Consider the following 3509-nt stretch of genomic DNA (forward strand, 5'->3'; position numbering starts at 1 on the left):
CGCTCGACGGTGCCAATGTCGAGATCAAGGAATGCGTCGGCGACGACAACATCTTCATCTTCGGCCTGACCACCGCCGAGGTCGCCGAGCGGCGCAACAACGGTTACGATCCGCGCGCCGTCATCGAAGGATCATCTGAGCTCGCGCAAGCGGTCGCTGCCGTCTCGTCGGGCGTCTTTTCGCCGGACGATCCGGAGCGTTACCGCGACCTCGTCAACGGCCTCTACAACAGCGACTGGTTCATGGTCGCCGCCGATTTCGACGCCTATGCCACCGCCCAGCGCGAGGTCGATGCGGTCTGGCGCAACAGTCCCGACTGGTACGCCAGGGCAATCCGCAATGTGGCGCGTGTCGGCTGGTTCTCCTCCGATCGCACGATCCGCCAATATGCGAAAGAAATCTGGAACGTGCCTGCCTGATGTGATTGCATGAGGCCGCAAACAGTGTGGTCCCGGTGGTGTGACTTGAAAGTCGGATCACACCACTAGAAACAAACACTCGGTGCCTGGGGAGGGACACTGCCTGATGAAGAAGCCGCGCGCGACCGCTGCGACAAGCGGGCCGGACGGACTGGCGGCAGCCAGCGATGTTGCGGCGATTGTTGCCGGCACGCATGGCGATCCGTTTGCCATTCTCGGTGTTCAGGAGGCTGGGAAGGGTTTTGTGGCCCGCTGCTTTGTTCCGAATGCCGAATTCGTCACCGCTTATACGCTGACCGGCACCATCGCGGGTGAATTGTCCAGGCGCGACGATGGCGGCTTTTTCGAAGGCAAGCTCTCGATCAAGAAGCGGCAACCGCTTCGCTATCACGCGCGCAATGCCGGCGGCGACTGGTGGCTGACCGATCCCTATTCGTTCGGTCCGGTGCTCGGGCCGATGGACGACTACTACATCGCCGAGGGATCGCATCTCAGGCTGTTCGACAAGCTCGGCGCCCATGTCATCGAGCACGAAGGCGCCACGGGCGTGCATTTCGCCGTCTGGGCTCCCAATGCGCGGCGTGTCTCTGTGGTCGGCGATTTCAACGAATGGGACGGCCGCCGGCACTCGATGCGGGATCGCCGCGACACCGGCATCTGGGAGGTGTTCATTCCCGATATTGGTGCCGGCCGGCCCTACAAATACGAGATCATCGGCCCCGACGGCGTCAGGCTGCCGCTGAAGGCCGATCCGTTCGCCTTAAAGTCCGAACTGCGTCCGGCCACCGCTTCGGTCGTGGCCGTGCCGCCGGCGCATGAGTGGGGCGACGAGGCGCATCGCAATTTCTGGCGCAATGCCGATCACCGGCGCGAAGCCATTTCGATCTACGAGGTCCATGCCGGCTCCTGGCAGCTTCGCGACGACGGTACGTTTCTGTCATGGGACGAACTGGCCGACCGGCTGATCCCCTATGTGGTCGAGACCGGCTTCACCCATATCGAATTCATGCCGATCTCCGAACACCCGTATGACCCGTCCTGGGGCTACCAGACGACCGGCCTCTACGCGCCATCGGCCCGCTTTGGCGATCCGGACGGCTTTGCCCGCTTCGTCGACGGCGCCCACCGTGCCGGCGTCGGCGTTATTCTCGACTGGGTGCCCGCGCATTTCCCGGTCGATGAGCACGGCCTGGCCAATTTCGATGGCACCGCGCTCTATGAACATGCCGATCCGCGCAAGGGGTTTCATCCCGACTGGAACACCGCGATCTACAATTTCGGCCGCCGCGAGGTGGTGTCGTTCCTGGTCAACAATGCGTTGTTCTGGGCCGAGAAATACCATGTCGACGGTCTTCGCGTCGATGCGGTCGCCTCGATGCTGTACCTCGACTATTCGCGCAAGGCCGGCGAATGGATCCCCAACGAGAAAGGCGGCCGCGAGAATCTCGAGGCGGTCAGCTTCCTGCAGAAGATGAACAAGGAGGTCTACGGCCACCATCCGGGCGTGATGACCATCGCCGAGGAATCGACCTCTTGGCCGAAGGTCTCGGCACCGGTGCATGAAGGCGGGCTGGGCTTCGGCTTCAAGTGGAATATGGGCTTCATGCACGACACGCTGGAGTATTTCTCCAAGGAACCGATCTTCCGAAAACACCACCACAACGACCTCACCTTCGGCCTGACCTACGCCTTTTCGGAGAATTTCGTGCTGCCGCTCTCGCACGACGAGGTTGTGCACGGCAAAGGCACGCTGCTTGGCAAGATGGCCGGCGACGACTGGCAGAAGTTTGCGACGCTGCGCGCGTACTACGCTTTCATGTGGGGCTATCCCGGCAAGAAGCTGCTTTTCATGGGGCAGGAGTTCGCGCAGCGCCGCGAATGGAGCGAGGCGCGCGCGCTCGACTGGAACCTGCTTGAATTCCGGCCGCATCGCGGCGTCTGGCAGACGGTGCGCGATCTCAACTATCTCTACCGTTCGCGCCCGGCACTGCATGGCCGTGATTGTGAGCCGGAAGGGTTTTCCTGGCTGATCGTCGATGACAGCCAGAATTCGGTTTTTGCCTGGCTGCGCAGTGCACCGGGCGGCAGCCCGGTGGCCGTCATTTCCAATTTTACGCCGGTGCCGCGTGACAATTATCGCGTGCCGTTGCCGACATCAGGCAAATGGCGTGAGATCATCAACACCGACGCTTCGGAATATGGCGGTTCCGGCAAGGGCAATGGCGGCATGGTCGAGGCGCGGGCGGAGGGAGGAAACATCTCAGCGACGATGCTTTTGCCGCCGCTGTCGACGATCATGCTTGAACTCGTTGCCGACTGAGCCATGTCGATATCGAGTAACTTGGGAGGGTAGAAATGGCAGACCTGAAACGGACCCAGCCGCTGGCGCGCGATGCCATGGCCTATGTATTGGCCGGCGGCCGTGGGAGCCGCCTCAAGGAACTGACCGACCGGCGTGCCAAGCCGGCCGTCTATTTCGGCGGCAAGACGCGCATCATCGACTTCGCGCTTTCCAACGCGCTCAATTCCGGCATTCGCCGCCTCGGTGTCGCCACTCAGTACAAGGCGCATTCGCTGATCCGCCATCTGCAGCGCGGCTGGAACTTCCTGCGCCCTGAACGAAACGAGAGTTTCGACATCCTGCCGGCCAGCCAGCGCGTCTCGGAAACGCAGTGGTATGAAGGCACCGCCGACGCCGTCTACCAGAACATCGACATCATCGAGGCCTACGGGCCCGAATACATGGTCATCCTGGCCGGCGATCACATCTACAAGATGGACTACGAGATGATGCTTCGCCAGCATGTCGATGCCAATGCCGATGTCACCGTCGGCTGCCTCGAAGTGCCGCGCATGGAAGCCACCGGCTTCGGCGTCATGCATGTCGATGCCAAGGACAACATCATCGCCTTCGTCGAAAAGCCTGCCGATCCGCCCGGCATTCCCGACAAGCCGGAGTTTGCCCTGGCCTCGATGGGCATTTACGTTTTCAAGACCAAATTCCTGATGGAGCAATTGCGCCGCGATGCGGCCGAGCCGGGCTCGAGCCGCGACTTCGGCAAGGACATCATCCCCTACATCGTCCAGCAC

At 61.9% G+C, this 3509-nt stretch carries 3 protein-coding genes; all 3 read left to right on the forward strand.

From position 1 onward, the window contains the following. Positions 1-419: glycogen/starch/alpha-glucan phosphorylase (locus tag EN750_RS24115; RefSeq protein ID WP_145967872.1), on the forward strand; the 419-nt coding region annotated here is incomplete at its 5' end. Between the two features lie 106 nt (positions 420-525). Continuing rightward, entirely contained in the window at positions 526-2739 is a 2214-nt protein-coding gene (glgB, locus tag EN750_RS24120) for a 1,4-alpha-glucan branching protein GlgB (protein WP_127397875.1), read from the forward strand. Between the two features lie 35 nt (positions 2740-2774). After that, positions 2775-3509: sugar phosphate nucleotidyltransferase (locus tag EN750_RS24125; RefSeq protein WP_148669945.1), on the forward strand; the 735-nt coding region annotated here is incomplete at its 3' end.

Source organism: Mesorhizobium sp. M7A.F.Ca.ET.027.03.2.1, from assembly GCF_003999175.1.
Classification (GTDB): Bacteria; Pseudomonadota; Alphaproteobacteria; order Rhizobiales; family Rhizobiaceae; genus Mesorhizobium.

What these genes read in the sequence shown, in the direction of transcription:
- glgB (WP_127397875.1), top strand. Translation starts at nt 526, where the DNA reads ATGAAGAAGCCGCGCGCGACCGCTGCGACAAGCGGGCCGGACGGACTG.